The 26,013-nt window shown below is 32.8% G+C and carries 30 protein-coding genes; all 30 read left to right on the top strand.

What is annotated here, in order from left to right:
• The first annotated feature begins 35 nt into the window (after positions 1-35).
• The 30 genes from F8154_RS01435 to F8154_RS01290 all read left to right on the top strand — a co-directional run bounded on the left by F8154_RS01435 (position 36) and on the right by F8154_RS01290 (position 25,945).
• A complete protein-coding gene (locus tag F8154_RS01435; protein ID WP_192930105.1) occupies positions 36-839 on the top strand; it encodes a cell division protein FtsQ/DivIB in 804 nt (267 codons plus the stop codon).
• Positions 829-1,545: a DUF881 domain-containing protein gene (locus tag F8154_RS01430; protein WP_151859809.1), complete on the top strand. Its 717-nt coding sequence runs from the start codon at positions 829-831 to the stop codon at positions 1,543-1,545. The genes F8154_RS01435 and F8154_RS01430 overlap by 11 nt, the downstream gene beginning before the upstream one ends.
• 19 nt (positions 1,546-1,564) lie before the next feature.
• Positions 1,565-2,287 (top strand): DUF881 domain-containing protein, encoded by a 723-nt coding sequence (locus tag F8154_RS01425; RefSeq protein ID WP_151859808.1) that lies wholly within the window; start codon positions 1,565-1,567, stop codon positions 2,285-2,287.
• Between the two features lies 1 nt (position 2,288).
• The gene (locus F8154_RS01420; protein ID WP_151859807.1) at positions 2,289-2,627 is read left to right on the top strand and encodes a small basic family protein; all 339 of its coding nucleotides are present in this window, start codon (positions 2,289-2,291) and stop codon (positions 2,625-2,627) included.
• Positions 2,628-2,954: 327 nt separating this feature from the next.
• The gene (gene ftsZ, locus F8154_RS01415; RefSeq protein WP_151859806.1) at positions 2,955-4,040 is read left to right on the top strand and encodes a cell division protein FtsZ; all 1,086 of its coding nucleotides are present in this window, start codon (positions 2,955-2,957) and stop codon (positions 4,038-4,040) included.
• 251 nt (positions 4,041-4,291) lie between these two features.
• Positions 4,292-5,182: a sigma-E processing peptidase SpoIIGA gene (gene spoIIGA, locus F8154_RS01410; RefSeq protein WP_151859805.1), complete on the top strand. Its 891-nt coding sequence runs from the start codon at positions 4,292-4,294 to the stop codon at positions 5,180-5,182.
• A gap of 32 nt (positions 5,183-5,214) precedes the next feature.
• Positions 5,215-5,949 carry an RNA polymerase sporulation sigma factor SigE gene (gene sigE, locus F8154_RS01405; protein ID WP_192930104.1) on the top strand — a complete coding sequence of 245 codons (735 nt, stop codon included), beginning with the start codon at positions 5,215-5,217 and terminating at the stop codon, positions 5,947-5,949.
• A gap of 132 nt (positions 5,950-6,081) precedes the next feature.
• Entirely contained in the window at positions 6,082-6,855 is a 774-nt protein-coding gene (gene sigG, locus F8154_RS01400) for an RNA polymerase sporulation sigma factor SigG (protein ID WP_151859804.1), read from the top strand.
• 159 nt (positions 6,856-7,014) lie between these two features.
• Positions 7,015-7,341, top strand: a complete 327-nt coding sequence (locus F8154_RS01395; protein ID WP_151859803.1) for a YlmC/YmxH family sporulation protein — start codon at positions 7,015-7,017, stop codon at positions 7,339-7,341.
• A gap of 93 nt (positions 7,342-7,434) precedes the next feature.
• Positions 7,435-7,893, top strand: a complete 459-nt coding sequence (gene nrdR / locus F8154_RS01390) for a transcriptional regulator NrdR (protein ID WP_151859802.1) — start codon at positions 7,435-7,437, stop codon at positions 7,891-7,893.
• Between the two features lie 308 nt (positions 7,894-8,201).
• Positions 8,202-9,014 carry a peptidoglycan editing factor PgeF gene (pgeF, locus tag F8154_RS01385; RefSeq protein WP_151859801.1) on the top strand — a complete coding sequence of 271 codons (813 nt, stop codon included), beginning with the start codon at positions 8,202-8,204 and terminating at the stop codon, positions 9,012-9,014.
• Positions 9,015-9,030: 16 nt separating this feature from the next.
• The gene (locus F8154_RS01380) at positions 9,031-9,723 is read left to right on the top strand and encodes a response regulator transcription factor (protein ID WP_151859800.1); all 693 of its coding nucleotides are present in this window, start codon (positions 9,031-9,033) and stop codon (positions 9,721-9,723) included.
• Positions 9,724-9,731: 8 nt separating this feature from the next.
• Positions 9,732-11,489 carry a two-component system histidine kinase PnpS gene (gene pnpS, locus F8154_RS01375; protein ID WP_151859799.1) on the top strand — a complete coding sequence of 586 codons (1,758 nt, stop codon included), beginning with the start codon at positions 9,732-9,734 and terminating at the stop codon, positions 11,487-11,489.
• Positions 11,490-11,806: 317 nt separating this feature from the next.
• A complete protein-coding gene (locus F8154_RS01370; protein ID WP_151859798.1) occupies positions 11,807-12,655 on the top strand; it encodes a DUF3788 family protein in 849 nt (282 codons plus the stop codon).
• Positions 12,656-12,726: 71 nt separating this feature from the next.
• Entirely contained in the window at positions 12,727-13,302 is a 576-nt protein-coding gene (locus F8154_RS01365; RefSeq protein WP_151859797.1) for a DJ-1/PfpI family protein, read from the top strand.
• A 45-nt stretch (positions 13,303-13,347) separates the two neighbouring features.
• Positions 13,348-14,313, top strand: a complete 966-nt coding sequence (locus F8154_RS01360; protein WP_151859796.1) for a hypothetical protein — start codon at positions 13,348-13,350, stop codon at positions 14,311-14,313.
• Positions 14,314-14,381: 68 nt separating this feature from the next.
• Positions 14,382-14,657, top strand: coding sequence for a YciI family protein (locus F8154_RS01355; RefSeq protein ID WP_151859795.1), 276 nt, complete (start codon positions 14,382-14,384; stop codon positions 14,655-14,657).
• Between the two features lie 174 nt (positions 14,658-14,831).
• On the top strand, positions 14,832-15,872 hold the full coding sequence (locus F8154_RS01350) for a 4Fe-4S double cluster binding domain-containing protein (RefSeq protein WP_151859794.1): 1,041 nt from the start codon (positions 14,832-14,834) through the stop codon (positions 15,870-15,872).
• A gap of 18 nt (positions 15,873-15,890) precedes the next feature.
• Positions 15,891-16,517 (top strand): TetR/AcrR family transcriptional regulator, encoded by a 627-nt coding sequence (locus F8154_RS01345; protein WP_151859793.1) that lies wholly within the window; start codon positions 15,891-15,893, stop codon positions 16,515-16,517.
• 58 nt (positions 16,518-16,575) lie between these two features.
• Positions 16,576-17,445, top strand: coding sequence for a GNAT family N-acetyltransferase (locus F8154_RS01340; protein ID WP_151859792.1), 870 nt, complete (start codon positions 16,576-16,578; stop codon positions 17,443-17,445).
• Between the two features lie 288 nt (positions 17,446-17,733).
• The gene (locus F8154_RS01335; protein WP_151859791.1) at positions 17,734-18,468 is read left to right on the top strand and encodes a DUF1614 domain-containing protein; all 735 of its coding nucleotides are present in this window, start codon (positions 17,734-17,736) and stop codon (positions 18,466-18,468) included.
• Positions 18,458-19,600 (top strand): stage II sporulation protein P, encoded by a 1,143-nt coding sequence (gene spoIIP, locus F8154_RS01330; protein ID WP_151859790.1) that lies wholly within the window; start codon positions 18,458-18,460, stop codon positions 19,598-19,600. The genes F8154_RS01335 and spoIIP overlap by 11 nt, the downstream gene beginning before the upstream one ends.
• Before the next feature lie 19 nt (positions 19,601-19,619).
• Positions 19,620-20,534: a YIEGIA family protein gene (locus tag F8154_RS01325; RefSeq protein WP_151859789.1), complete on the top strand. Its 915-nt coding sequence runs from the start codon at positions 19,620-19,622 to the stop codon at positions 20,532-20,534.
• A gap of 4 nt (positions 20,535-20,538) precedes the next feature.
• Positions 20,539-20,733 carry a capping complex subunit for YIEGIA gene (locus F8154_RS01320; protein ID WP_151859788.1) on the top strand — a complete coding sequence of 65 codons (195 nt, stop codon included), beginning with the start codon at positions 20,539-20,541 and terminating at the stop codon, positions 20,731-20,733.
• Positions 20,734-20,741: 8 nt separating this feature from the next.
• Positions 20,742-21,077, top strand: a complete 336-nt coding sequence (locus F8154_RS01315; RefSeq protein ID WP_151859787.1) for a DUF3189 family protein — start codon at positions 20,742-20,744, stop codon at positions 21,075-21,077.
• Positions 21,074-21,535 (top strand): DUF3189 family protein, encoded by a 462-nt coding sequence (locus F8154_RS01310; protein WP_151859786.1) that lies wholly within the window; start codon positions 21,074-21,076, stop codon positions 21,533-21,535. The genes F8154_RS01315 and F8154_RS01310 overlap by 4 nt, the downstream gene beginning before the upstream one ends.
• A gap of 105 nt (positions 21,536-21,640) precedes the next feature.
• Positions 21,641-22,957, top strand: a complete 1,317-nt coding sequence (locus F8154_RS01305) for a DUF512 domain-containing protein (RefSeq protein WP_151859785.1) — start codon at positions 21,641-21,643, stop codon at positions 22,955-22,957.
• Positions 22,958-22,987: 30 nt separating this feature from the next.
• Complete coding sequence (der, locus tag F8154_RS01300) at positions 22,988-24,313, top strand: ribosome biogenesis GTPase Der (RefSeq protein WP_151859784.1); 1,326 nt, start codon at positions 22,988-22,990, stop codon at positions 24,311-24,313.
• On the top strand, positions 24,314-24,913 hold the full coding sequence (gene plsY / locus F8154_RS01295) for a glycerol-3-phosphate 1-O-acyltransferase PlsY (RefSeq protein WP_151859783.1): 600 nt from the start codon (positions 24,314-24,316) through the stop codon (positions 24,911-24,913). It abuts the gene before it with no gap.
• Positions 24,914-25,945: an NAD(P)H-dependent glycerol-3-phosphate dehydrogenase gene (locus F8154_RS01290; RefSeq protein ID WP_151859782.1), complete on the top strand. Its 1,032-nt coding sequence runs from the start codon at positions 24,914-24,916 to the stop codon at positions 25,943-25,945.
• Positions 25,946-26,013 lie beyond the last annotated feature (68 nt).

Genomic DNA, 26,013 nt, shown 5'->3' with positions numbered 1-26,013 from the left:
GCTTTTGAGTTGGCAATTATTTGGACATGTTATTAGTGAGGAATGATATTATGGGAAGTCAGCAAAGGGAAAGTAAAAAAAGAATTCGAAGAAGAATAAGGGGCACCTTTTCATTAATTCTTATATTAATAGTGTTTTTGCTTTGGGGAATATATGGACTTTTACAATCAGACCTTATGAATGTAAAGGTTTTAGAAGTCAGTGGGAACTCTATTTGCTCAGAAGAGGAAGTAATTAATGTCTCCCAAATGATATTTAATAGAAATATTTTTAAATATGATTTAAAGGATATAAAAGCAAAAGTAGAATCCCATCCATATATAAAAGTGGCAACTGTAAATAGGAAATTACCTAATACATTAATTATCAATGTGAAGGAGAGAAAAGAATATGCTATAATATCATATATGGGTTCTTTTCTTTATGTAGATATGGAAGGCGTTGTACTTAAAATAAGTGACAGCTATTTATCAAATGAGCTACCCCTAATAACAGGCTTGAAAATCGAAAGCCTTGAGCTTGGTAAAAGAATAATAGCAACTGAAGATACTGGCTTAGTTAATGGACTTAGGCTAGTAGAAGCAGCTAAGCTGGGGGATATGCTTGATGCTATATCAGAAATAAACATAAAGGAAGCAGATAATTTGCGTCTAATTACAACCGACGGGATTGAAGTAATGCTAGGCTTAAGTAAAGATCCTGTATATCAAATGCTTTCGTTAAAGGAAGTGTTAGTAAAGCTATATTCTATGGAAAAGCGAGATGTGATAATAGATATGCGCTATGAACATATTACAGTAAAGGACAGGGAAATTCAGGAGGAGAGCAATGATGGATAAAAAGGGCAAGCTAGTTGTTATTATCCTATGCATATTATCTGGTATTGCTTTGTCTATGCAGTTCAAAGTAATGGTTTCCCATACAGACGAGGGAGGAGATTTTACCTCCATAAGAGCCTATCAAGTAAGACAACTAAAATCAGAAAATGAAAGATTAAATAATGAGCTGTCAGAGCTGCAAAAAAGACTTCGAGAGTATGAAATATTTAAGGAGGACGAAAATTTTATAATAAAAAACCTGGAAAAGGATTTAGAAAAGTATAAGATACTAGCGGGAGACCATTCTGTTGAAGGACCAGGGGTTACCATTACAATTGAAGATCAGCATATAAGTGAAGGTATAGTAAGTAGATATATTATGTATAATTATGATATTTTACTGGAGCTAATTCACAAGCTAAATGCAGCAGGGGCTGAAGCTATATCAATAAATGATCAAAGATATGTTTCAACAACAGAGATATTTTTAAATTCTAATCAAATCCATATAAACTCCCAGCCAATGTCACCTCCCTTTACAATAAAAGCAATAGGCAACCCAGAAACCTTAGAAGCAGCTTTAAATATGAGGTTTGACTTGGTTTGGAGGCTGAGGCAGGAGGATAGAATTAACATAAAGGTCAATAAAGAAGATCATATAGCAATACTTAAATATGACAAACCACAACATTTTAAGTATGCAAAGCCAATAGAGGAAAGTCAATAGAAGCATGGGGGCTTATTGAATGAATAATAATATTATAAGACTAAAAATACTTATTATCTTTGTTTTATTTGGTTTCTTTATGACCTTTCAAATAAAAAATGTCAAAGAAGACTATAGCTTTGTTAGTCTTAAAACAATGAGCGACATTCAAAATGAAATTGATAAAGAGTTAAATGAAATTAGTAATTTAAAAGACCTATTGATTGAAAGAGAAAAGCGTTTAAATGAGTACCAAAAAGCTATTTTTGAAGAAGGAAGTATAAAAGATGTTCTAAAGACTGAATTAGATCAAGTAAAGATGTTGGCTGGTGTTACCGACCTACAAGGACCTGGTATAATTGTAAAGCTTAGTGATAGTACAAGAGAGCTTTATGAGGGAGAAGATCCTAATGATTTATTAATTCATCAGCGGGATGTTTTAATGATTATAAATGAGTTAAAGGTAGCTGGTGCAGAAGCCATAGCAGTTAATGGTCAAAGAATAATCCATACCTCCGAGATAAAATGTACTGGACCAACAATCACCATTAATAATCATACCTATGGTCAACCATTTATCATTGTAGCTATTGGTGATCCCATCACCTTAGATGCTGCAATTAAGGCCCCAGATTCCCATGGAGCATTATTAAAGGATTTTTATAACATAGGAGTTGAATCACAGACTAGTCCAAGGGTTAGAATTTCAAAATATAATGGTGAACTAACAATGAAATATTCTAAAGTAAGGGAAGGTGAATAGTTTGATAATTGCTTTAATTGGTCTTGCTATAGGAATTATTCTTGGCCTTTATCTGCCAATAACTTATCCTGCAGCATATTCTTTATATATTTCAGTAGCTATATTAGCTGCATTAGACTCTGTATTTGGTGCATTGAGGTCAAATATGGAGGATAAATTTAATACTCAAATTTTTGTTTCAGGCTTTTTTGGTAATGCTATTTTAGCTGGTCTATTAGCCTATATTGGTGATAGAATTGGTGTACCCTTATATTATGCAGCAATATTTGCATTTGGAAATCGCTTGTTTCATAATTTTGCAATAATAAGACGATACCTTTTAAATACCAAAAGAGGTTAATGTGGTAAATCATACCGTTAATGGTTTTATTTTTCTGGATTTAGTCTGGAAAAATAATATTTTATTCAGCTAGAAAAAAAGGAAATCAATAATTTATGTTGAATTAAATAATCATTATAATTTATACATAAAAAACACTAGCATCTAAATTTGTCATATTTTAGTACATAAGTCCCTAGATAAATTTACTGCAATATGTTAAAGTGTTAGAAAGATATGTGTAAGTATCTAAGCAATTACTGAAGAATGGACAAGTTTCTCTAGATTATACAGCTAGAATTACAGATAATTTGTTCTAATTATATACATAACGAGGGGGTAGTTACTGTGTTAGAATTTGATGTAGATATGGAACAATTTGCACAAATAAAAGTAGTTGGTGTAGGCGGTGGTGGAAACAATGCCGTTAATAGAATGATAGAGTCAGGATTAAAGGGTGTAGAATTTATTGCAGTTAATACAGATAAACAAGCTTTATTCACCTCTAAGGCAGAGCATAAAATTCAAATAGGAGAAAAGCTTACTAAGGGATTAGGTGCAGGTGCTAATCCAGAAGTAGGAAGAAAGGCTGCCGAAGAAAGTAGAGAGGATGTATATAAATTACTACAAGGAGCAGATATGGTTTTTGTTACAGCTGGTATGGGTGGTGGAACAGGAACAGGTGCTGCCCCTATAGTTGCAGAAATAGCTAAAGAGATGGGTATACTTACAGTAGGTGTTGTTACTAAACCATTTACCTTTGAAGGTAAGCGTAGATTAACCCACGCTGAACAAGGAATAGAAGAGCTTAAAAGTCGTGTAGATACATTGGTAACAATACCAAACGATAGACTTTTACAGGTAATAGAGAAGAAAACTACAATGCTTGAAGCTTTTCAAATAGCAGATGATGTATTAAAGCAGGGTGTACAAGGTATATCCGATTTAATTGCTGTTCCAGGTCTAGTTAACCTGGACTTTGCAGATGTTAAAACAATTATGCTGGAGCAAGGCTTAGCCCACATGGGTATTGGACGAGCCAGTGGTGAAAATAGAGCTGTTGAGGCAGCAAAACAAGCCATACAAAGTCCATTGCTAGAAACGTCTATAGAAGGTGCTAAGGGTGTACTACTTAATATTACTGGTGGATCTGGACTTGGTCTCTTTGAGGTTAATGAAGCTGCTGAGCTAGTTACTCAAGCAGCAGACCAGGATGCAAATATTATCTTTGGTGCAGTAATTAATGAAGAGTTAAAGGATGAAATAAGAATAACAGTAATTGCTACAGGCTTTGAAAAAGACCTTATGAAAATGATAGATAAAAAAGGAAAATCTATATTGAATGTGTCTTCAAGAGAGATTGCAGCAGGAAGTGAAGAGAATTCAAAAAATGATGACCTAGATATACCAATTTTTCTAAGAAGAAAAAAATAATATTAAATACTAACTCTTCCCCATAATAAAGTAAGGGTTAAGTTTTATTAAAGCAACAAAAATACATAATATTATAAGTGATAAAACCTGTTTATTTAACATAACAGGTTTTTTTATTTACAAAGAAATATTTCGACCCTATAAATTGACAAAAAAATAAATTATCATCCTATATAATAGACATAAAGAAATAATCACATGAATACTTCTATAATAAAGCAATATTTCCCTATCTTTGGGAGGAGATATAATTGATTGTATATGCTGAATATGTATTTCTAGAGAATTTTATTATGAACTATTTAATTCTTTCATTAACATCAAAATTTGGAAAGGCTATACCCCAAAAAATAAAGCTGGTTATAGCATCATCAGTAGGTGCATTGTATGCCTTTATAATTTTCTTTCCATCTTTACACTTTTTGTTTTCATTTGTAATGAAGTTTGCTTGCTCTATGTTAATTATAGTTATAGCCTTTACACCCTATCGGTTTAAAGACTTTTTTAGATTATTAGGCATTTTTTATTTTATCACTATGGTTTTTGGTGGGGCAGGCTTTGCACTTTTTTATTTTACAAACTTTAATGGAGTTATTAGTAATGGTATATTCTATATAACAAATATTTCAATCAAAAACATAATTATATCCTGTGGAATAGGTTATATATTAATCAATTTTTGTTGGGGATACATTCAAAAACAGCTGTCAAAGGATAAAATATTTATGAAGGTAAAAATCAAAATGAATGGCGAGGCTGTTGAGTTAGTAGGCATGGTAGATACGGGAAACTCATTAATAGATCCTATTTCTAATCATCCAGTAATGATTGTTGAATTTGATGCAATACTCAATCTTTTGCCTTTAGATACCCATAAGATATTTATGACATCAAAATTTCCAAACTTTAATGATATAGCAACTTCTATAAATAATACGGCTTGGGTGACAAGATTAAGAGTAATTCCCTATGAGGCCTTAGGTACAGAAAATGGAATGCTAGTTGGCTTTAAACCAGATGGTGTTGTCATAGAACATGAAAGTGAAATAAAAAATATTAATGATATTATTATAGCTATATATAGTAAAAAACTATCTAAGACAGGAAACTACAGGGCATTATTGCATCCAGACTTGATTTAAAAAATATCAAAATGACATAGGAGGTCAAGGAATTGAAAAATCTATTGATAAAAACTAGACTAATTTTACGCTTTTATTATATTAAAATAATAAAAAAATTTAGAATATATACCGAAGAAGGTATTTACTATATTGGTGGTAGTGAGGCCCTACCTCCTCCTTTATCTAATGATGAAGAAAGCTTTTTGATTTCTAAGCTTAAGGATGATGAAAGCACTGTACGTACAATTCTAATTGAACGAAACTTAAGGCTTGTGGTGTATATTGCTAGAAAATTTGAAAATACAGGGGTTGGAGTAGAAGACCTCATATCTATTGGTACCATAGGATTAATTAAAGCAGTTAATACCTTTAATCCAGATAAAAATATTAAACTTGCAACCTATGCCTCTAGATGTATAGAAAATGAAATACTTATGTATTTAAGAAGAAATAACAAAATAAGAATGGAGGTTTCATTTGATGAGCCCTTAAATATTGACTGGGATGGTAATGAGCTTTTATTATCAGATATATTAGGCACAGATAATGATATTATATATAAGTTCTTAGAGGAAGAGGTAGATAAAGAGTTACTTAAAATAGCTTTAGACAGATTAACAAAGAGAGAAAAGAAAATAATGGAATTACGCTTTGGATTATTTACAGGTAAAGAAAGAACCCAAAAAGAGGTTGCTGATATTTTAGGAATATCTCAATCATATATATCAAGACTTGAGAAGAGAATTATAGTTAGACTAAAAAAAGAAATAAACAGATTAGTTTAAAAAAGTCATCTATTATATAGATGCTTTTTTGTTTTTTTGATAGTTCTTTTTAGAAATCGTATAAAATTTTTTCTTCAGTCAATAATTTAATATGAAAGGGGTAATTCAAGTTGAAAGGACTGAATATGAACAATGCATATAAACAAAGTAGAAATTTGCGGAGTTAACACATCAGAATTACCAGTATTGACAAATGTTCAGATGCGAAAACTATTTGATAGAATCAATAATGGGGATAACAGTGCCAGGGAAGAATTCATACAAGGAAACCTAAGACTGGTTTTAAGTGTTATCCAGCGCTTCAATAATAGAGGAGAGCATGTTGATGATTTGTTTCAGGTAGGTTGCATAGGCTTAATAAAGGCTATAGATAATTTTGATCTTACACAAAATGTAAGGTTTTCTACTTATGCTGTACCAATGATAATTGGAGAGATAAGAAGATATTTACGGGATAATAACTCAATTAGGGTAAGTAGATCATTAAGGGACACTGCCTATAAAGCACTTCAAATTAGAGATCAGTTGGTTAATAAAAATGGTAAAGAGCCTACAATTACAGAGATAGCCGAACAACTGAATGTTGCAAGGGAGGATATAGTTTTTGCCTTAGATGCAATACAAGACCCCGTTTCTTTATTTGAGCCAATATATCATGATAGTGGAGATGCAATATTTGTTATGGATCAGGTTAGTGATGAAAAAAGTGAAGATGAAACGTGGATAGACGGTATTGCCTTAAGCGAAGCAATGAGAAGACTTAATGACAGAGAAAAGCTAATTTTATCCTTGAGGTTTTTTGAAGGCAGAACTCAAATGGAGGTAGCAGATGAAATAGGTATCTCTCAAGCACAGGTGTCAAGGTTAGAAAAAACAGCCTTAAAGCATATGAAGAAATATATATAGATCAATAATTTTCAGGAATTTGGCATAGTCAAATTCCTTTTTTAATTAGGAGTTGTATTTTTGGAATAAAAACCATACAAAAGCGATAAATATGTATAGAAGAGACAAGTTTATAATATATATCAAAGGAGTATAGTTAACAAAATAGGAGGGATAAAAATGCTTAGGGCATCAGAATTAACACAAAAAGAAGTAATAAATATATCCGATGGTAAGAGAATTGGGATGATAGTAGATTTAGAAATAGACCTATTAAAGGGAAAAATAAATGCAATAATTATACCTGGTGAGGGGAAATTTATGGGATTATTCGGAAAAGAACAGGATTACGAGATAAGCTGGAATCAAATAAAAAAAATTGGCGATGACGTTATTCTTATTGAACTTAAAAACAGCATTGAACCCTATAAAAGTCAAGAGGATGGGAAAAAAGCAGTACTTGAGCCTGAGTTTATTCAGAGAAGTAATAAGGAAGAAGCTCTATAGCATAAGGGTCTAGGTTAAAAAGAGTTAGACAAGACCTATTGTGTATATTATAATGGAAGCAAATAATGACATAAGAATAAATGGAGGGATAGAATGAATTGTCCATTTTGTGCTTTTCATGATTCAAAGGTTGTTGATTCTCGCCCGACAGAAGAGGGACAGGCCATACGAAGAAGAAGAGAGTGCATTTCCTGTGGCAAGAGATTTACCACCTATGAAAAAGTGGAGGAGATTCCATTAATAATAGTAAAAAAAGGTGGTAATAGAGAGGCCTTTAACAGAAACAAAATATTAAATGGAATAATTAGAGCCTGCGAAAAAAGGCCAATTTCTATAAACCAAATAGACAGTGTTGTAGAAGAAATAGAAAAACAGCTTCACAACTCAATGGAAAAAGAAGTAACTACAGAGTTAATAGGTCAATTGGTTATGGATAAATTAAAGGAATTAGATGAAGTGGCATATGTTAGATTTGCCTCTGTTTATCGTGAATTTAAAGACATAAATACCTTTATGGATGAATTAAGAAAGCTGCTAAAGGAAAAACCATGATAAGGAAAATTAAAAATTGAAAATGGAAAACCATAAAAGCAAGTAATAAGGAATAAGTAATAAGTAATAGGGAGTAAGGAATAAGTAATAGGCAACATAAATTAAAAGTGAAAAGTTAAGAATTAAGAGTTAAGAGTTAAGAATTAAGAGTGAAAAGTTAAAAGATTAAGAGATAAAAGATTAAATGGAAAATTGAAAATGGAAAATTGAAAATGAAGACTAAAGACAAAAACTAAAGATAAAGAAAAACTAAAAATTGAAAATGAAAAATCAAAACTAAAAAACCTTCTAAGAATGGAGGCTATAAATTGACCTATAGAATTATAGAAAAAAACAATGTAAAATATCTCTCTTTTGATGCCTTTGAAAAGCTAGGCTTTATTAAGCATGGTTTTAGCACGAGAGTTGGTGGAGTTAGTACAGAGACATATCACTCCATGAACCTAGGGCGAAAAACTGCTGATGATCCACTGAATGTAATTGAAAATACCAAGAGATTTTGTGAAGCAACAGGTATAAATATTAATAGAGTTGTAACGACAGATCAAGTACATGAAGATAGCATAAGGATAGTAACAGATGCAGACATAAAAGATAGATTTAGTTTAATTAGTGACATTAAAAAAATTGATGGGTTAATAACAAAACAAGCTGGTATACCACTTATGAGCTTTTATGCAGATTGTGTACCACTTTTTTTTGTAGATACAAAGGAAAAGGTTGTAGGACTTGCCCATGCAGGCTGGAGGGGAACAGTATTAAAAATTGGAAAGAAAACTATAGCTAAAATGATTGAAACATATAATACTAAACCAGAAAATGTAATAGTAATAATTGGACCTTCAATAGGTAAGTGCTGCTATGAAGTTAGTCATGAGGTAATTGAAAGATTTAACATAAACTTTACAGACACTTCAAACTTTGTTGTATCAAAGGATAAAGGTAAGTATATGCTAGATTTATGGATGGCAAATAGATTAGCATTAAAGGAAATTGGAGTATTGAATAGAAATATAATAACGAGTAATATTTGCACAGGCTGTAATTTACAGCTGTTTTATTCCCATAGAAAGGAAGGTAAATATACAGGCCGAATGGCATCTATTATTGAGCTAGTTTAGGTAGGGAGGTTATCACATGGGTCAACGAAAAATTTTAGTGGTTGATGATGAAGAGCATATACTTGAATTAATTAAGTTTAATTTAGAAAAAAACGGTTTCGAGGTATACACCAGTGACGATGGGGAAAAATGTATTGAATTTCTTAGTAGCCAAGAAGTAGATTTAGTTGTTTTAGATTTAATGCTTCCTGGAATGGACGGACTAGAGGTTTGCAAGAAAATCCGTAGGATAGATGGATTAGATAAGCTTCCAATAATTATGCTGACTGCTAGAGGCGAAGAGACAGATCGTATTCTAGGACTAGAGCTTGGAGCTGATGATTATTTAACTAAGCCCTTCAGTGTAAGGGAGTTGTTGGCTAGAATAAAGGCAGTTCTAAGACGAATAGAAGATACACCTAGAATAAAAAATAGTAAAGTACTAAGGGTCAAGGACTTAGAAATGGATACAGAAAAGCATGTGGTTATGATAAAAGGAAAGGTTGTAGACCTAACTCTAAAGGAGTTTGAGTTATTGAAAATACTAATCGAAAATAGAGGAAAGGTATTGTCAAGAAATCTTTTACTTGATGAGGTTTGGGGATACGAATATTTTGGAGAAACAAGAACAGTAGATGTACATATTAGACATCTAAGAAAGAAAATTGGAGATGATGAATCAGGAGAATATATTGAAACCATTAGAGGTGTAGGATACAAAATAAAGTAGGTGCTACTATGCAAAAAAAAATACTTGCTGCATTCTTTATAATAATTCTATTAGGGATACTTTTATCTGGTTTTTTAAATCTTACTTTAATTCGAACAAATTACGTGGATGAGCTGGAGAATAGGCTGATCTCCAACGGTCTATTACTAGAAAAAGTAATTATGGATAAGGGAGATTCCCTAACAATTAACGATCTTCAGAAAATGATTATAGACTATGGTAAAAGAATTAACGCTAGAATAACCATTATAGATGAAAAAGGAGAAGTGTTGGCAGATTCAGTAGCTGACATGAGGACAATAGAAAATCATTATAATAGACCAGAAGTGTTAGCTGTTTACCAAGGAGAAATTGGGAAGTCTGTAAGATATAGCACTACCATTAATGAAGAGATGCTATACATAGCACTACCAGTTAATATTGATATCTTTCAAATTAAGGTTATAAGGCTTGCTATTACCCTACAGCAAATAAACGTTATTAACAGTAAGCTTTATTACTATATTGGTATATCAGTTTTATTTGGTTTATTTGCGTCCCTTATATTAGCATATAGGTTTATTAAACGTTTGATGAAGCCTATTTATGAAATGACTGATGTGTCGAGGAAAATTGCTGAAGGTGACTTTAATCGAAGAGTTGACGTAACCTCTGATGATGAAATAGGGTTATTGGCAAATAATTTTAACAATATGGCTGATATATTAAAAACAACTATTGATAAACTATCTGATAATAATACTAAGTTTAAAGCACTGTTAATCAGTATTATAAACCCTATTATAGCTGTAGATAATACGCATCGCATTATTCTAATAAATCCTGCTGCTGAAAGATTGTTTGAAGTAAAGGCAGAGGAGGCAATTGGAAAACACATATTAGAAGTAATTAGAAATAATGCTTTAGAGGAAAGAATAAAGGATTTGTTTGAGAATCATCAAAACACACAATTGGAAATTGCAATATATGAACCAAAGGAAAGAATATTAAAAATATACACCAACTTAATTAGGCTAGAAGATGATCCTACTAGAGTGATAGGTATAGTTACTTTATTAGAGGATGTAACAGAGATAAGAAAACTAGAAAAAATGCGTTCGGATTTTGTTGCTAATGTTTCCCACGAGCTAAAAACACCCTTAACCTCAATAAGTGGCTTTGTAGAAACCCTTAAGTCAGATGCCATAGATGATGAAGAAACTAAAATGCGTTTTCTTGATATAATTGATATAGAAACAGAGAGATTATCAAGACTTATAGATGATATCTTAAGCCTATCAGAAATTGAAAGCACAACAAATAATATTAGACAAGAAATTTATACTACAGAGGCAATAAATGAAGTAATTGAAATTATAAAACCTATAGCAAATGACAAAGAAATTGTAATCAACACAGAGATAGAAGGTAGCTTACCACAGATATATGGAAATAGAGATTGGTTTAAGCAAATGTTAATTAATTTATTAGACAATGCCATTAAATATACTCCCCAGGGTGGAAAAGTTTACATAAATGCATATAAAAAATATAAAAATGTAGTTATAGTAGTAAGAGATACAGGCTTAGGTATACCCAAAAATGAACTTCCTAGATTGTTTGAACGCTTCTACAGGGTAGATAAGGCTAGAAGCAAAAAGCTAGGTGGTACAGGGCTGGGCTTAGCAATTGTAAAGCATATTGTTATAGCATTTAACGGAAGGATAAAGGTTAATAGCGAAGTAGGTAAAGGAACAGAATTTACAGTAATAATTCCAATTAAATAGATAAAGACACATACTAAATAATAAGCCCAACTCAAACGTTGGGTTTAGACTGATGAAAAAGCCCAATTTTCTTTGTTACTTCAAAATCCTAGCACTTTTACGCAACTTAGAGGCAGGATGCAAGAGGCTAGAGGTGAGAGTTTTTATATTATCTCAAGCTTCTAACTTCCAACTTCTAACTTCTAACTTATACGCTGCAATCGCAAGGGTTTAACGCTTTATTGTAGAAACCAATATTTAATTAAGTGATATTCATAACGTTGTAGCAAACATTATTTATTAGTCTTAATGTATTAAAGGGGGGGGAGCTTTAGAGAATGGGAAAAGAGATATTAACTAGGTGCGGCTATAGGTGCGACTTATGTCTAGCCTATAAAGAAAATATTGAAAAAGAAGATAAAAGACAATTGTTGAGTGATGGTTGGTTTAAGTTTTTTGGTTTTAGAATAGAACCAGATGATATTTATTGCGAGGGATGCATTAGTTCAGATTGCTTAACCGCTAATCTAATTGACGATGGTTGTCCGGTTAGACCCTGTGTAATAAAACGTGGATATGAAAACTGTTCCCAGTGTGATGATTTTATTTGTGAGAAACTTGAAGAAAGAGCAGTAAGGTTAGAAAGCATTCAAGAAGAGGCCCAAGAAAAAATTAAAAGAAATGAGTATCATGGCTGTATAAAGCCCTATGAAAACATAAAAAGATTAAATGAACAGATAAAGCTACAAGGTCAATACTCTCGAATGCTTAATGAAAGAATTAAGCCAACAGAAGATATTATGAGAAAGTTCATTGAACTGAGTCAAGTTATAGAGCTGTGGGATAAGCTAATTGGTAATATCGAAAGCAGTTACAATCTGGAAAAATATATTAAATATGGTGGTAAGAATTATGGTTGGGAGCTACAGTATAAAAAAGGTAGACGAACAATTATATCAATTCATCCTGAAAGAAGGGCTTTTACTATTCTATTTACTTTTGGTAGGAAAGAGTTAGAAGGCTTCAATTTAGTAAAAAACAAAATAAGTAAGAAGACATTAGAATTAGTAAACAATACAAGGCAATATCATGATGGGAAATGGATTTGGTTAAGAGTGACTGATAGCACTAAGCTTAATGATGCTCTAGTATTACTGGAAACTAAGAAAAAGCCCGATAGGCTGTAAAACACCAAGAATTTTTAATAAAGGGTTGTTGCTAAGTTATTTGAAAAATATATTGAAATGAGGGGATAATTGTGAAAAAAATACTGGTATTTATTTATGATGATATGGCAGACTTTGAAATTACCTTTTTAACACATTTATTGGGTACAAATACCGAGAAAGAAATAATACCTGTAGCTTTTGAAGATAAGATAATTAAAAGCAGGTGTGGGATGTTGTACAAGCCATTAATGCTAGTTAAAGACATATTAGTAAATGATGAGATAGAAGGTCTGATAATAACTGGTGGATGGAATGGAGAAATAAGAGTTGAGCTAATGGATTTGATAAAAGAGTTAAACGATAGAAATAAGCTTTTAGCTGCCATCTGTGCAGGCCCAAGATTTTTGGCTAAAGCGGGAGTTTTGAAGGATAAAAAATATACGACATCAATTATTGAATGGACAGATGAACATAAAGCACAGTTTAATGAAGATGATCCTTTTCCAAGAAATAATTTTGAAAACAAAAGAGCTTTAACAGATAGGAATATTATAACAGCACAAGGGGTAGCTTTTATTGATTTTGCAGTAGAGGTTTGTGAATGGTTTTCATTATTTAATAATGAAAAAGAAAAAACAGATTTTTTAAAGACAATAAAAGGATAGGAACAGAGTATTTCTGAAACTTAAATGTAAATGGAGTGAAGCTACGTGGTTACAGTAGAAGAACTGCTAATAACCAATATAGACCCTATACCCAAATATCTTCTAATGCGTGATGTAATGAAATTAGATACAGATAATGAAGAACTTATAAGAGTTAAAAACAAAATTATGGAAACTAAATGGGTAAAGAATATAACAAGTCTTCAGTGGGAGGATGGTTCTTGGGGCCAATTTCATAGTATGAGTCAGTTTTCAACGTCAATCATAACTACAGAACAGGCCATGAGAAGATTACTTATATTGGGCTTAGACAAAGAAGATGAGCCAATTAAAAAAGCCTTAAATTACATGGAAAAATATTTACTTGGAGAACTGGATTTAAGGGATTACAAGGAAAAAAAACATGATTGGGATTTATTAACTAGATTGTTTGTTTCAACGTGGGTATTGATAATTGACCCATCAAATGCCTTAGCAATAGAAACAGCTAAAGATTGGGCAAGTATAATAACCTATGCATTTTCAAAAGAAAAATTCAACAAGGAGTATTATAAAGAAGCTTATTATGAAGTGCATAAATCACCAAAAGAAAAGCATATGTGGGGATTTCAAAACTTTTACGTTGTAGCCCTATTATCGAAGTTTTTATCTAGCGACACTGAGTCTAAGTACCTAGATTATGTTATTAATTCAGAAAAAGGCATCTATTATATTTATGATAAAAGCTTAAAAAGCCTACCAGATAATTATTGTTCAAAACAAGCAAGCAGATATATAAGTGCATTTGAGTTATTAAGTAAATATAGTTTAATTTCAACTAAATGCAAGTTTTTAATTGAATGGATTTATAAAAACTTATTAGAAGATGGATTTTGGGATATGGAGCAAAAAGTTAAAGATAATATGTGTTTTCCACTGTCTAACTCGTGGAGAAAAGCTATGAATAGAAAGATAGATTCCACTGTTAGGATGCTAATTCTTGTATCTAATTTACATAATAAGGATATTTAATGTGGGTTAAGAAGAATAAGCTGTTTTTACTCATTTTGCATTAGGCAAACTAAATGGAGGGATAATAAATGACATTTGTATACTTAATGAAGAATCTAAAGCTATTAAACAATGAAGTTATAAATAGTCACGTAGAGTATTTAAAGGATTTAGATTCCCAGGATAAGCTTGTGCTTTGTGGACCCTTTACGGATTATCCAGGTGGTATGGTTATTTTTCTAGCAGAAGATAAAATTGAAGCTATAGAAATTGCAGAGGCTGACCCATTCATTGCACTGGGATATAAATCATATGAAATTAGAACTATAGAACAAGCCAATGAGGAAAATAATTACTTGCTTTAATTATTTAACAAAAACATACCCAGCTTTATCTCAGCGGCGTTACTAACACTCCCACTTCTTAAGCGGGAGATAAGTGCCTCCGAGTTTGATAAAAAATGAATTGACAAAATGACGCATGTCATTATATAATACTCCTACAACAATGACACGTGTCATTAGACAGGGGGATTTAACATGACAAGCAAAGAAGAAATAAAGTTTTTGGCAAGACTAAAAAAATTCCCAGAAAAAATACTGATTGGGAGCAATAATGCTGTAATGGAGGGCTTTGAGTATTTTACAACCAGTGAATACAAGAAAAAGCCTGGTGCTGTTAAAAATAGAGGGAAAAGAATGTTTGCTAATAAAGGAATAAAAGGTACTATTCGCTTGGTAACCCACATGGCAAAAATAATGCCTAGTATGATGATTAATATTAAAAAGAACTATAGCTATATGGAGGATTATTTATATTCACTGGAAAATAGTAAAGAGATTCCACACACAAGTGAAAATGTGATTAAAAACTTTCCTAATAAGGATATTTGGAATGACTTGCTACAATACTCATGGAGTAAACACAAGGTAATTGTTGGATTTACAAAGGTATCGAAGGAGTATATTTTTGAAGGAAAAGCTATTCCCTTTAAGTACGCCCTAGTTTTTGCTCAAGAAATGAAAAAGGAACCCATCGAAAAGGCACCTAAAATAGATGCTGGAATGGAAGTTCAAAAAACCTACAACTCTTTAGGAATTGCAACAAATGATATTGTAATGTGGCTGAAAGACAAATATAATATAATTGGTATGGCTAACCATCCATTAGGAGGTTTAGTTGATTATGTGCCACTTGCAGAAAAAGCAGGCTTAGGCCTAATAGGTCGACATGCAATGGTTATAACAAAAGAATTTGGACCACGATGCCGCATATCTCCGATTTTCATTGATGAAAAAATATTTGAGGAGACAGATACAACTGAACACGATTGGATTGGAGAGTTTTGTAAGGGTTGTGGTAAATGTGTTAGTTCATGTCCTGCTGAAGCAATCTATGAAAAGCCAGAGTTTGCACAAGCAAGCCATTCTGAAAACACAAAGGATAGATATGAATGCTACAATAGAGAGAAGTGCTTTGTATCTTTTACTGCCACTATGGGATGCGCTGTGTGTATTAGTGTTTGTCCTTTTTCCCGTAATCCCAAATTATATGATAAAATAAAGACTAAATATAGGTAAATAAAAGGATAGATAAAAATGCCAACAGAAACTTATTTTAATTTAAGTAAAGAGAAGCAAAAGAGAGTATATAAGGCTGTTTTTGATGAGTATTCACGTGTACCCCTTGAAGAAGTATCTGTTAAGAATATTGCCACTTCAGCAGACATACCAAGGGGTAGCTTTTATCATTACTTTATAGACAAAGAAGAAGCCCTAGCTTTTTTAATATCTGAAACTCAAAAGCAAAGGCGTTTCGAGCTGGAGTCCATTGTAAGCAGTTCACAACTGAACATTTATGATCTTATTGAAGCCCTGTTTATCAGTGAGATTAATAAACTAAAAAATAAGGAGGAATCAAATAGAGTATTATTACTTAAGCAAATTATAAAGAGTGCTAAGGCAACATCAATATTTTACAACTCCATGATAATTTCAATTCTTCATCACCCAATGTTGGAGAAATGCTGGAATAATTTGCTTTTAAAAGTAGATTCTAAAGAGCTTAGAAAAAGCGTTTTTGAACTATTATTTGCCTCTTTAAAGGACTGTATACTGGTAGCCATTGATGATGAAAGCAAAATTGATGATTCAATAAATAGCTTTAAGATGAAGATGCAAATAATTAGTTTAGGTGTTAATAATATGGTTGAGAAACAGAGATAAGTTTAAATTATTGGAAAAGTAAAGGGTGAACATATACAAAAGAAGGTGGTTTTAGCTTATGATTAAGTATAGAGTAGTTAAGAACAGAAGAAATGAATTTACTAATCCTATTACAGTCAATAAAAACCAAAAAGTGGCTTGTATAGAAGAATCTGATGATGGTGACTGGGGAGGTTGGGTATTATGTAAAACCGAAGACAATGAAGGCTGGATACCTCATCAAATAATCAAAAGGCAAGGGGAAAAGGGATCAATTTTAGAGGATTATTGTGCAATAGAGTTCAATCTTGAAGTTGGAGAAGTTCTAGTAATGGAAAAAGAGCTAAATGGATGGATTTGGTGCTATAAAGAGGGAGAACCCAAAATAAAAGCATGGGCACCCCTAAATCATATTGAGAAAAAAACTCAAATGATAGAAACTGAGAGACTGATTTTAAGACCAATTAAGCCTCTTGATTTTAATGACTACTGTGATATGCTATGTGATGATAAAGTTTATATTTGGTTAGGTAATAGAAAGAGAAGAACTCCCGAGGAAGTTGAAAAGCTTATGGATTATTTTATAAATCATCTTAAGGAAAGAGGCTACGGTGTTTTAGGTGTTATATGTAAGGAGACAGGAAAACTTATTGGACATGCAGGAGCAAACTATATAAAAAGCCTTGATAGTATCGAGTATTTATATGCTCTCAACAGTAAAGAGTGGAATAAAGGATATGCCACAGAAATAGGTAGAGGATATTTGGAGTATTTTAAAAACAACTATGATTATAAAAAGTTAATTGCTTTAGCTTATCCCCAAAATCAACGATCGGTAAATGTGCTAAAAAAGCTAGGCTTTGTGAATGAAGGTAGAAAGGAAATGTTTGAAAACATGTTAGACTATTTTGAACTAAGCTTAGAAAGGGTTGACAATCCATTAACATAGATTTACAGTTGTATTTAATGAGAAATCAATAATCAGAATGGAGGGGTTAGATGATTTTATATTAAACCCATTTGTATTTTTGATTGGCTATTTTATACAATATTTTTAGTTGGTACATAAAAATAAATAAGAAAAACATAATAGGTATACAGCAATACAGAACAAATTAGTATTCTATAGCAAGAATAATAATTTGATTTTTTTTGTTCATTTTTTCCTCCCGTATACTTTAAACTACCAAAGGGAAACCTAGAGTTAACCTAAGTTTTAAATAAGGAGGAGTAAACAATGTCCATAGGAATGATTTTGTTGATTGGAGTTGCAGTGCTAATATTTATGGGTTTAGCAGAAAGAGTATTAGACCGTCTTCGTCTAAATGATAAAGCAGCTATAGTAATTATTCTCGCCATAGTATTATCTACAATATTTATCCCAGACATTAATATAACAGAAAACGTATCTGTAAATGTTGCAGGCTTTATAATACCCCTAGGGTTAATTATTTATCTATTTGTTAAGGCAGAAACCACCAAAGAAAAAACTAGGGCTGTTATTGCTGCTGTAATAGCAGGTGGCATTATATATGGGGTTCAAAGATATGTTTTACCAGCAGATCCAGAGGCACAAATGATTGATCCTAACTATGTTTATCCAGCTTTAGCTGGTTTAACTGCTTATATAATAGGTAGATCTAGAAGGGCAGCATTTATTGCAGGCATCGGTGGAGTAATTTTAAGTGATGTAATACAGTTAATTATTAATACCATAAACAATGTTCCTGCTCCTACAAGATTCGGTGGCGCAGGTGGTGCAGACACAACTATAATAGCAGGAGTAGTGGCAGTATTAATTGCAGAAATTGTTGGAGAAACCCGTGAAAGACTACAAGGAGGAACTGAAAAGAAAAGATTACACTTTGATAAAGGACATTTTGTTAGTGGGTTAGGTGAAAAGGACCAATCTAACAAAAATAGTGAAGATAATAAAAGCAAAAAAATAGGAGATGATAGAGATGAAAAATAAAAAAATTATTTGCCTACTGTCTATGATACTTATAGCAATGTCTCTTCAGCTGTCCTATGGAGACGATTGGTACCATGATTACGGCGATTATTATAAGGTTTTTAATGTAAAAAACGGAGATAAATTGTTTGATACAGCAAGAGAGGTAACTAAAGGAGATCAGTACCTAAGTGAAGATAATAAAATGTATAAGGTGGTAAGGGTTAATGAAACAAGTAAAACTGCTTATGCAGAGTTCATTGAAGATGTTACATTACCTGAGATAAATGAAGTAGCCTACGAAGAAATTGTTTTTGCATTAAGAAACAATATAGGATTAGAAAACTTAGTTGCTAATGAAGAGGATAGAAAGGTAGGAATATATTGTAGCCATAGTGCAGAGTCTTATGTTCCAACTGATGGAACAGAAAGTGAAGAAGGAGGAGGAGGAATTCTAAAGGTTGCTGAAAGCCTACAAAAAGGTTTTCAGAATAATGGTGTAAAAGCAATTTTTGATAACACAAACCATGTACCTCATGATGCAGGTGCTTATAAAAGATCAAGAAGAACAGCTGTACAGCTAATGAGGGATAATGGACTTAATACCTTAGTTGATGTACACAGGGATGCAGTACCAGCTGAGGCATATCTTGCTGATATAAATGGCGAACCAGCTTCTAAGGTAAGACTAGTTGTGGGTAGAAGAAATCAGAATTTTAAAGCAAATGAAGAAATGGCATGGAAGGTAAAGTCGGTGGCAGATAAAATGTATCCAGGATTGATTAAGGACATCTTCTATGCAGGAGGGGGGTATAACCAAGACCTAACACCCAAAGCAATGCTGTTAGAAATGGGTACCTATGAGCATACTAGAGAAAGAGCAGAAAAATCCAGCCAGTATATATCTGAAGCCATAGCCACTGCTTTATTTGGTGGTACCTTTAAGGACAACCAAGAGGGTGATACAGAACAAGCAAAGCCACAGCAGGAAAGCAATGCTGGCTCTGGTACAGGCATAGCTGCATTACTGGCTGTAATAGGTGGTGGTGGTATACTGTTCCTGTTTCTAAGCAGTGGTGGTAAGGAGTGGAAGTCCAAAATATCTAATTTCAAAGATGAGTTTAAAAGCTTTTTAGGAAGAAGAAAGAAATAGCAAGGTGGAGATAGTCTAAATGGATAAGTATCTAACATTAATTGTAACTTCATTAATTATGGGAACATTGGCAAGAGTTTTAATGATGAAGGTGGATTACAGGCAATATCCCACTTATCCACAAGCCTATTTATCCCACTTTACCCTTGGTATTATTGCCTCGGCCCTTGGAGCTGTGGCATTACCTTCAATAATAGAAAAAGAATTTGTAGCTGTAACCTTTTTAGCTTTAGCAGCACAGCAGTTTAGAGATGTGAGAAATATGGAAAGACAAAGCCTTGATAACATTGAGGTAACTGAGCTAGTTCCAAGAGGAACAGCTTATATTGAAGATATAGCTAAAGCCTTTGAAGCAAGAAACTATATTGCTATCCTAACATCCTTAATTAGTTCTATAGGAGTTTATTTTGGAGTACATTTTAAATTCCATTGGATTACACAGATTTTGCTTGGTGTAATATTTGGAACTGCATTATACTTAGCTTTATCTAATATGCTAAAGGGTAGGGCAATAGAAGATATTGCCCATGTGAAGGCAGCAAAAATAACCTTTGATGGACCTTTACTAACTGTAGCAGGTGTACCAGTTATGAATATAGGACTTAAGGATTCAAGAAAAATCTTTTTAGAATCAGGAATAGCTGTGGAAATTATACCTAAAAACCCATATGCAGTAACAATATTGGCTAATATAGGACAAAGACAGTCTATACAACATAATGCTGCTACACAATTGGGTATTCGTAAGGACTTAGACGAGCCAGATTTTACACCTATTGCAAGAAGAAATCCTGAGAATGGTAATGTAGTAATGGCATTAATTACTATGAAATCTGATACAGATTCATTAGTTGAGGTAGTGAAACGATCGCCTGTTCTTGAATCGGCTAAAAGGAAGCCAGTTGATGCCTTTGTAACAAGGAATAGGGGGTAGTATAATGGATATAGGTATTACGGGAAATGTAATTGCAGTAGTAACTATTGATAAAAATGTTGTTAGTAGCTCATCGGCACCAATTTTTTATGCAGCAAATGAAGAGCAAAGGGAGCGGGTGGCACTGTTAATAGCTAAAACAACAAGAGGTATGGTGCATGACCTTGAAATAGGTGCATACATCATTGTTAGGCATTAGGTGACAGAATGAAGTATATATACGTATTTAAGAAAAATGATTATGCAGCTCTTTTAGCTGCATATATTCATTTAAAGATGGATTATAAACATATTAAAACAAAGGCAATAGAGCCAATGAAGCTATTTTTTATGGGAATCGATCATAAGCTAAACGAGGTCTATATTATAAAATCCTCCTGCAAAATAAAAATATTAATAAATATTTTAAATGGGTTAGCTACTATATTTAACCATAGTATAATTATTATAAATTTAAGCAAATACGACAGCTTTTTTTATCGAATAAACAAAAAAGAGCTTAATAGGTCAATCAATAAGAGAATGCTGGAGTGGAGACTATGAAGATAATATATAGCTGCTATGGTGGTGCCCATACCTCTATAGTAGCCGCAAGCATACATTTAAATCTTTTACCCACCGATAGAGTACCATTTATAAAGGAAATAATGTCTATACCCTATTATGACTATATAACTAATAGTAGTATTGGAATCCCCTTATACATGGGTAGAGATAATCAAAGTAATGATATTTATGTCTTGGGAATGGGAGCGTGTAGGACACAATTAACAGAATTAATATATAATTATGCTCTTTATTGCAATATACATAGTAAAAAACATCTACATGTAGTTAACTCAATTGCTTTAATAAATCTACCAGTAAGAGTAGGAGGATTTATGTCAAAAAAACTAAAGCTTATGTACATTGGAAAACCTATTACTGCATATGGTATACGAAAAGACTACAGGTTATATGCAGAGTTGGTGCAAAATGTAAAGGATACATTACAGGCTTAACTTTTATTGACTATATCTAAGCTAAAATGATATTATTACTTGATGTAATATACTCAAAGGTGTGATAAAATAATTTTATTATAATTATTTAAAGTAGGTGTTTTTTTGAAGGAAGCTCATATTAAAAACCTTATAAATTATGTTGAAAAGGCTAGTATAGCTGAGGAGCTAGGGGTCGAAAAGGGAGATTTACTTATTAGTATAAATGGACAGGCTATTGAAGATATAATAGAGTATAAGTATCTTATTGCAGATGAATATTTAGAAATTGAGATAGAAAAACCCGATGGGCAACAGTGGATATTGGAAATAGAAAAGGATTTTGATGAGGACTTGGGTATAGATTTTGACAATCCTATTTTAGCCCATATGAAAAGCTGTCAAAACAAGTGTATATTTTGTTTTATAGACCAGCTACCACCAAATATGAGACAAAGTCTATATTTTAAGGACGATGACTCAAGGCTCTCATTTTTACACGGTAATTATATTACCTTAACTAACATGAAGAAAAGAGATATTGATAGAATTATTAAATATCGTATAAGTCCAATAAATGTCTCTGTACATACAACAAAGGGTGATCTAAGAAAAAAAATCCTTAATAATCCATATGCCGACAATATACTAGAACTATTACAAAAGCTTGCAGATAATGAAATTAGAATGAACTGTCAAATTGTTCTTTGCCCAGGAGTTAACGACAAAAACGAATTAGATAGAACTCTTATGGATTTAGGTGAACTAGGGGATGCTATAGGTAGCGTTGCAGTGGTTCCCGTAGGACTTACAAGGTATAGAGATACCCTGTATGAGATTAAGCCCTTCAATAAAGAAATGGCTTTAGATACAATTAAGCAGGTTGAAGATTGGCAAAAACATTTTTATAAAAGGCTTAAAAGAAATTTTGTGTATTTATCAGATGAGTTTTATATATTGGCTGAGGTTGATTTTCCTAACTATGCCAGCTATGATGGTTTTCCACAGCTTGAAAATGGAGTAGGAATGGCTGTGAAATTTCAAGAGGAAATAAGAACATCCATTAAGGGTAATAATGTAACAGCTAGAGGTAAAAAAATAACAGTGGTTTCAGGAGAATTAGCATGTAGGTTTATGAGGAACATCTGTAAAGAAATAACTGAAGAGGTTAATAGTATTACAATAAATGTGGTGTGTGTAAAAAATGAATTTTTTGGAGGAGAAGTGTCGGTAAGTGGACTTTTGACAGGTAAAGACATTTTTGAAGCATTAAAGGGTATAGAACTAGGAGATATGATTATAATAGGTGAAAACATGCTAAAGTCAGGCGAAGAGATTTTTCTTGATGATATAACAGTAAAAGAGCTAGGAAGCTTTTTAGGTTGTCCAGTTAAAATATCGCCTATTAATGGAAATGGATTTGTAAAAGCAATACTAAGCTAGTAAGAATTTATTTTTTGGGAGTGGGTTTATATGGCAAAACCAGTAGTTGCGATTGTAGGAAGACCCAATGTTGGAAAATCAACATTGTTTAATAGAGTTGCGGGAAAGCGTATATCTATTGTAGAAGATTATCCAGGAGTAACAAGAGACCGTATATATACTGAGGCAGAGTGGTTGAATAATGTATTTACCCTTATTGATACAGGTGGAATAGAGCCTGAATCAAAAGAGACTATTCTAGCCCAAATGCGAAGACAGGCAGAAATTGCAATAGAAACGGCAGATGTAATAATTTTTTTAGTAGATGGAAGAGAAGGATTAACTGGAACAGATAGAGAGGTGGCCTCTATGTTGAGAAAAGCCAAAAAGCCAGTTATTCTAACCATAAATAAGGTTGATACATTAGAGCATTCTCCCTATTACTATGACTTCTTTGAACTGGGAATGAATGAGCCTATTGAAATATCTTCATCCTCAGCCTTAAATATAGGCGATCTATTAGATGCTGTAGTGGCACATTTTCCAGATGATAAGGGAAATAAAGAAGAGGATGAAATGATTAAGGTGGCTATTATAGGAAAACCAAACGTAGGAAAATCCTCTATTATTAACTATATATTAGGGGAAGACAGGGTAATAGTAAGTGATATTGCAGGTACCACAAGAGATGCGATTGATACTCCCTTTACTGATGGAGAAGATAAATATCTGCTTATTGATACAGCAGGAGTGAGAAGAAAAAGTAAAATTAAAGAAAATATTGAAAGATACAGCGTAATAAGGTCCTTTACAGCAGTAGATAGAGCAGATGTATGTCTTTTGGTAATTGATGCTACTGAAGGTGTTACTGAACAGGATAAAAAAATAGCAGGCTATAGCCATGAAAACGGCAAAGGTATGGTTATTGTTATTAACAAGTGGGATATAATTCAAAAAGAAACAAATACAATGAAGGAGTTTACTAAAACAGTTCGTAATGAACTGGCATATTTAGATTATGCACCAATTTTATTTGTTTCTGCCTTGTCTGGTCAAAGAATGGAGAAAATTTTAGATACAGTAAAATTTGTTGCTAATCAAAATGCACTAAGAATACCGACTGGAGGCTTAAATGAGATAATAGGAGAAGCTGTATTACTAAACCAGCCTCCTTCTGACAAGGGCAAGAGATTAAAAATATTCTATGCTACACAGGCAGCTGTTAAACCACCCACCTTTATACTTTTTGTTAATGACAAGGAATTAATGCATTTTTCTTACCTAAGATATATAGAGAACCAAATTCGACAAAGCTATGGGTTTGAGGGAACCCCAATCCGATTTATACTCAGAGAACGAGAAAAAGGAGGGAAATAAGTGAATTATTTGATTTGGATTCTGGTTGCATATCTGCTGGGTAATTTCTCTACATCATATTTTGTTGGTAAAATAGCAGCCAATATAGATATTCGTAATTATGGTAGCGGTAACGCAGGCTCAACTAATGTACTACGAACATTGGGTTTGAAGGCAGGAGCCTGGGCATTTTTAGGGGATAGCCTTAAAGGTGTTATAGCAGTATTTTTAGGTAAATACTATGGGGGTGTAACCCTAATGCTGTTATGTGGTATAGCAGTTATTATAGGTCATAATTGGCCCTTTGTTTTAAGGTTTAAAGGAGGAAAGGGTATTGCTACTTCCATAGGGGTAGGCTTATTTGTTCAGCCACTATCAGCACTAATTTGTATTATTATAGGTGTTATAATCCTATTTCGATTTAAGTATGTTTCATTGGCATCGATAACTGCCATTAGCTTATTACCATTTGTATTCATCATACATGGAACCCAATACTTTTTATTTGGCTTAGCCTTAGCAATTATGGCTGTATATAGACATCGTGGTAATATACAAAGACTACTTAATGGTACAGAAAGAAAAATATCAGCAGGTTCTAAAACAAAAGGAGGGTTATAATTGAATAACAGTAAAATAACTGTTTTGGGGGCTGGAAGCTGGGGAACAGCCTTGAGTCTTTTATTACACAAAAAAGGGCACCAGGTTAATTTATGGATGAAGGAAGAGGCCCAGTTAAAAAAAATAATAGCAACTAATGAAAACTCCAAGTATTTACCAGGGGTTTTTATTCCAAATAGCTTAAAGCTTTTTACAGATATAGAAAAAGCAGTTACCGACACAGAATTGGTTTTGCTTACAGTACCTTCACAGGTAATTAGAGAAGTAATAAAATCTGCAAAAAACTACATTAGACCAAATCAAATTATCATAAATGCTTCTAAAGGCTTAGAGCAGAATACATTAATGAGAATATCTGAGGTGATAAAGGAAGAACTACCTAGTAACCCATTTGCTGCTCTATCTGGACCTTCACACGCAGAGGAGGTATGTAAAAATATGCCTACCACCTTAGCGGTTGCTTCAGAAAAAAAAGAAATTGCAGAGCTGGTTCAAGATGTTTTTATTACTAAGAGCTTTAGAGTATATACTAATCCAGATTTAATTGGTGTTGAGCTAGGTGGAGCACTAAAAAACGTTATTGCCTTTGGCGCTGGTGTCTCCGATGGCTTGGGCTTCGGCGACAATGCAAAAGCTGCTTTAATGACCCGGGGTATTAGAGAAATTGCAAGATTGGGCAAAAAAATGGGGGCCAATCTAGCTACCTTCGCAGGACTTACGGGAATAGGCGATTTAATTGTAACCTGTACAAGCATGCATAGTCGTAATAGAAGAGCAGGAATACTGATTGGTGAAGGAAAAACTTTAGAAGAAACCCTCAAAAAAATTGGTATGGTTGTTGAAGGAGTAACCACAACAAAAGCTGCATACCAGTTATCCTTAAAGCATGGTATTGAAATGCCTATTACAGAGGAGATATATAAGGTTTTGTATGAGGGAAGCAATGCTAGAGATGCTGTGACAAATCTTATGACTAGAGATCGTACCCATGAAATGGAAGAAATGGTTGAAGATGCAAACATAGATTGGTAGAAGGGAAATGAAAATAAAAAATGGAAAATGGAAAAATTAATAATTAAAAGTTAAGAGTCAAAAGTTAA

It is taken from the genome of Alkaliphilus pronyensis (genome assembly GCF_009017275.1).
Lineage (GTDB): Bacteria > Bacillota > Clostridia > Peptostreptococcales > Natronincolaceae > Alkaliphilus_C > Alkaliphilus_C pronyensis.
This window is presented reverse-complemented; position numbering and strand designations above follow the sequence as displayed.